Source organism: Cupriavidus basilensis (genome assembly GCF_029335485.1).
Lineage (GTDB): Bacteria > Pseudomonadota > Gammaproteobacteria > Burkholderiales > Burkholderiaceae > Cupriavidus > Cupriavidus basilensis_E.
In genome coordinates, this window is record NZ_JARJLM010000636.1 from 1 (window position 1) to 3,490 (window position 3,490).

3 protein-coding genes are annotated in these 3,490 nt (G+C 68.1%); all 3 read left to right on the forward strand.

What is annotated here, in order from left to right; all coding sequences use genetic code 11:
* Positions 1 to 139: 139 nt before the first annotated feature.
* Genes P3W85_RS39015 through P3W85_RS39025 form a run of 3 tightly spaced genes read left to right on the forward strand, consistent with a single transcriptional unit; the run spans position 140 to position 3,431 of the window.
* Positions 140 to 673 carry a winged helix-turn-helix transcriptional regulator gene (locus tag P3W85_RS39015; protein ID WP_035817327.1) on the forward strand — a complete coding sequence of 178 codons (534 nt, stop codon included), beginning with the start codon at positions 140 to 142 and terminating at the stop codon, positions 671 to 673.
* 17 nt (positions 674 to 690) lie between these two features.
* The gene (locus P3W85_RS39020) at positions 691 to 1,800 is read left to right on the forward strand and encodes an HlyD family secretion protein (RefSeq protein ID WP_276268736.1); all 1,110 of its coding nucleotides are present in this window, start codon (positions 691 to 693) and stop codon (positions 1,798 to 1,800) included.
* Positions 1,797 to 3,431, forward strand: a complete 1,635-nt coding sequence (locus P3W85_RS39025) for a DHA2 family efflux MFS transporter permease subunit (RefSeq protein ID WP_017224955.1) — start codon at positions 1,797 to 1,799, stop codon at positions 3,429 to 3,431. Before P3W85_RS39020 ends, P3W85_RS39025 begins: the two co-directional genes overlap by 4 nt.
* Positions 3,432 to 3,490: the final 59 nt, after the last annotated feature.

Consider the following 3,490-nt stretch of genomic DNA (forward strand, 5'->3'; position numbering starts at 1 on the left):
TCCATCTTTGCATCTCCTTCGCGAAGCGGCGCCGCCGCCTCTGTTCAAAATCCTGGCAAACAAGTTACTTGCATGATGATATCTACAACTCTATACTAACTTTCATCTTGATAGCAACATGATTCCGGAGGTGGCGAATATGCAAAGAAAGCCGCTCGGCGACGCGCCATGCCCGATTGCCCGCAGCCTGGCGCGGGTAGGGGAGCCGTGGAACATCCTGATCCTGCGGGAGGCCTTCTATGGGCTCAGCCGTTTCGACGAATTCCAGAAGCAGCTCGGCATCGCGCCAAACATGCTGGCCCGGCGCCTGGACTCGCTGGTGCGCGACGGCTTGCTGGCGCGGCGCCAGTACTGCGACAGGCCGCCACGCTGGGAATACCTGCTGACAACGCGCGGGCGTGAATTCCGGCCGGTGATGCTGGCGCTGCTGGCCTGGGGCAACCGGCATTTCGCGCCGGAGGGCGAAAGCATCCAGCTGGTGGACCGCCACACCGGCGCCACCGTCACACCGCTGCTGGTGGATGCGGCGAACGGCAATCCCATCACCGAAGCGGACCACAGGATCGCGGCCGGCCCGGCCGCCAGCGAGCGCCTGCGTGCCCGTCTCGAAAAATCGGCGGCGGCACGCGCCGCCGCCATCTCGCATGTCCCGCGGCCAGCGGGCGTGATCTGAAAGGAAGAGGAAGCATCATGACAAGCGATATCGCCGCCGACCGCATGGGTTCGGAGCCTCTGCCGGCCGCCAGGCCCCGGCTTGACCGCAAGCGCATCCTGCTGGCAGGCGTGGGCCTGGCCGCGGCCCTGGGGGCTGCCGCTTATGGCCAGCACTGGTGGACGCACGGCCGCTTCCTGCAAAGCACCGACGATGCCTATGTCGGCGGGGAAGTCACCGTGATCGCGCCCAAGGTGGCGGGCTACCTGGCGCAAGTCGCCGTGACCGACAACCAGCAGGTCCACGCCGGCGACCTGCTGGCCCGCATCGACGATCGCGACTACCGCGCCGCGCTGGCCAAGGCGGAAGGCGCGGTGGCCGCGCAACAGGCGCTGCTGGCCAACCTGGATGCCACCCGGTCCTTGCAGGAGGCCGTGATCGGCCAGGCCAGGGCAGCGGTGAGCGCGGTCGATGCCGACACCGTGCGCGCGCGCGACGACCAGGCCCGCTACCAGAGCCTGGCGGCCAAGTCGGCGGTGTCGCTCCAGAGTTCGCAGAAGGCCGATGCCGACTACAAGCAATCGCTTGCCAATACCCAGAAGGCGCAGGCCAGCCTGCTGGCCGCGCAGCGCCAGGTCGAGGTGATCGCCACGCAGAAGCTGCAGGCCCAGGCCGCGCTGGCGCAAGCCATCGCCGAGCGCGATATTGCCAGGCTGAACCTCGGCTACACGGAGTTGCGCGCACCAATCGATGGCACCATCGGCAACCGCCGCGCCCGCGTCGGCGCCTATGCCGCGGGCGGCACGCAACTGCTGTCCATCGTGCCGGCGCGCGGCTTGTGGGTCGATGCCAATTTCAAGGAAGGGCAGCTTGCCCGCTTGCGGCCGGGCATGCGGGCCACCGTCGAGGCCGATGTGCTGCCCGGGCGCGTTTTCCACGGCCGCGTGCTCAGCCTGGCGCCGGCCACCGGCGCCCAGTTCAGCGTGCTGCCGCCGGAGAACGCCACCGGCAACTTCACCAAGATCGTCCAGCGCGTGCCCGTGCGCATCCAGCTTGACGAGAACGAGGCCACGCTGGCCATGCTGCGGCCTGGCCTGTCGGTGGTGGCCGAGGTCGATGCCCGCGCCGATGCGCAGGTGCGGCCATGAGCAGCGACGTCCTGACGGGACCGGCGCAGGCTGCGCCGGCCTCCAGGCCCGCGAGTCCGCCTGCCGCGGCGTTTTCCGCTGCGGCCATGAGCACGGGGGCCAAGGTACTGGCCTTCGCCACCATGTGCGTGGGCATGTTCATCGCCTTGCTGGATATCCAGATCGTGTCGGCCTCGCTGCGCGACATCGGCGGCGGGCTGTCGGCCGGCGCCGACGAGACCGTCTGGGTGCAGACCAGCTACCTGATTGCCGAGATCATCGTGATCCCGCTGTCGGGCTGGCTGTCCCGGGTGATGTCCACGCGCTGGCTGTTTGCCGCCTCGGCGGCCGGCTTCACGCTGACCAGCCTGCTGTGCGGCATCGCCTGGAATATCCAGAGCATGATCGCGTTCCGCGCCATGCAGGGCTTCCTGGGCGGCTCGATGATCCCGCTGGTGTTCACCACCGCCTTCGCCTTCTTCGGCGGCAAGCAGCGGGTGATCGCCGCCGCCACCATCGGCGCCCTGGCCTCGCTGGCGCCCACGCTCGGCCCCACCGTGGGCGGCTGGATCACCGACAACTACTCCTGGCACTGGCTCTTCTTCATCAACCTGGTACCCGGCATCTTCATCACGGTGGCGGTGCCCATGCTGGTGCACGTGGACCGCCCGAACTGGTCGCTGCTGCGCGGCGCCGACTATGCCGGCATGGCGTTGATGGCGCTGTTCCTCGGCTGCCTGGAATACACGCTCGAGGAAGGGCCGCGCTGGGACTGGTTCGGCGACGACGTGATCCGCGCCACTGCCTGGATCGCGGCCGTGGCCGGCGTCGGCTTCGTCTGGCGCAGCCTGACCTACGCGCAGCCGGTGGTGGACCTGCGCGCGCTCAAGGACCGCAACTTCGCGCTGGGTTGCTTTTTCTCCTTCGTCGCGGGCGTGGGCATTTTCGCCACCATCTATCTCACGCCGCTGTTCCTCGGCCGCGTGCGGGGATTCAGCGCGCTGCAGATCGGGCTGGCGGTGTTTTCCACCGGCGTGTTCCAGGTCATGTCGATCCCGCTCTATGCCTTCTTCGCCAACCGCGTGGACCTGCGCTGGCTGCTGATGTTCGGGCTCGGCTGCTTTGCCTTCTCGATGTCGCAGTTCTCGCCCATCACGCACGACTGGGGCGCGCAGCAACTGCTGTTGCCGCAGGCATTGCGCGGCATAGCGCAGCAATTCGCCATTGCGCCTGCGGTCACGCTCACGCTCGGCGCGCTGTCGCCGGAGCGGCTCAAGCTGGCGTCCGGGCTGTTCAACCTGATGCGCAACCTGGGCGGCGCGATCGGTATCGCTGCCTGCGCCACCATCCTGAACGATCGCACCAACCTGCATTTCCTGCGGCTCGCCGAGCACCTGAACTACCGCAACGAGGCCATGGGCGCGCTGCTGCAGGCGGTCGGCGGCAACCTGGCTGCGTGGGGGCACGACGCCGCCGATGCACAGGGCGCGGCGCTCCGGCAATTGTGGGCGCTGGCGTGGCGGGAGGCACAGACGCAGACGTTCGGCGATGCCTTCCTCGCCATCATGGCGTGCTTCGTCGTCGCCACCGCCATGGTGCCGCTGATGCGCAAGGTGGTGCCGCCCAAGGCGCCGTCGGCCGATGCGCATTGAGGCGCCGGCTTTCACCGATGCGGAGTACCGGCATGCCAACTCGCCATCTGATCGTCCTC

What these genes read in the sequence shown, in the direction of transcription:
- P3W85_RS39015 (WP_035817327.1), top strand. Translation starts at nt 140, where the DNA reads ATGCAAAGAAAGCCGCTCGGCGACGCGCCATGCCCGATTGCCCGCAGC.
- P3W85_RS39020 (WP_276268736.1), top strand. Translation starts at nt 691, where the DNA reads ATGACAAGCGATATCGCCGCCGACCGCATGGGTTCGGAGCCTCTGCCG.
- P3W85_RS39025 (WP_017224955.1), top strand. Translation starts at nt 1,797, where the DNA reads ATGAGCAGCGACGTCCTGACGGGACCGGCGCAGGCTGCGCCGGCCTCC.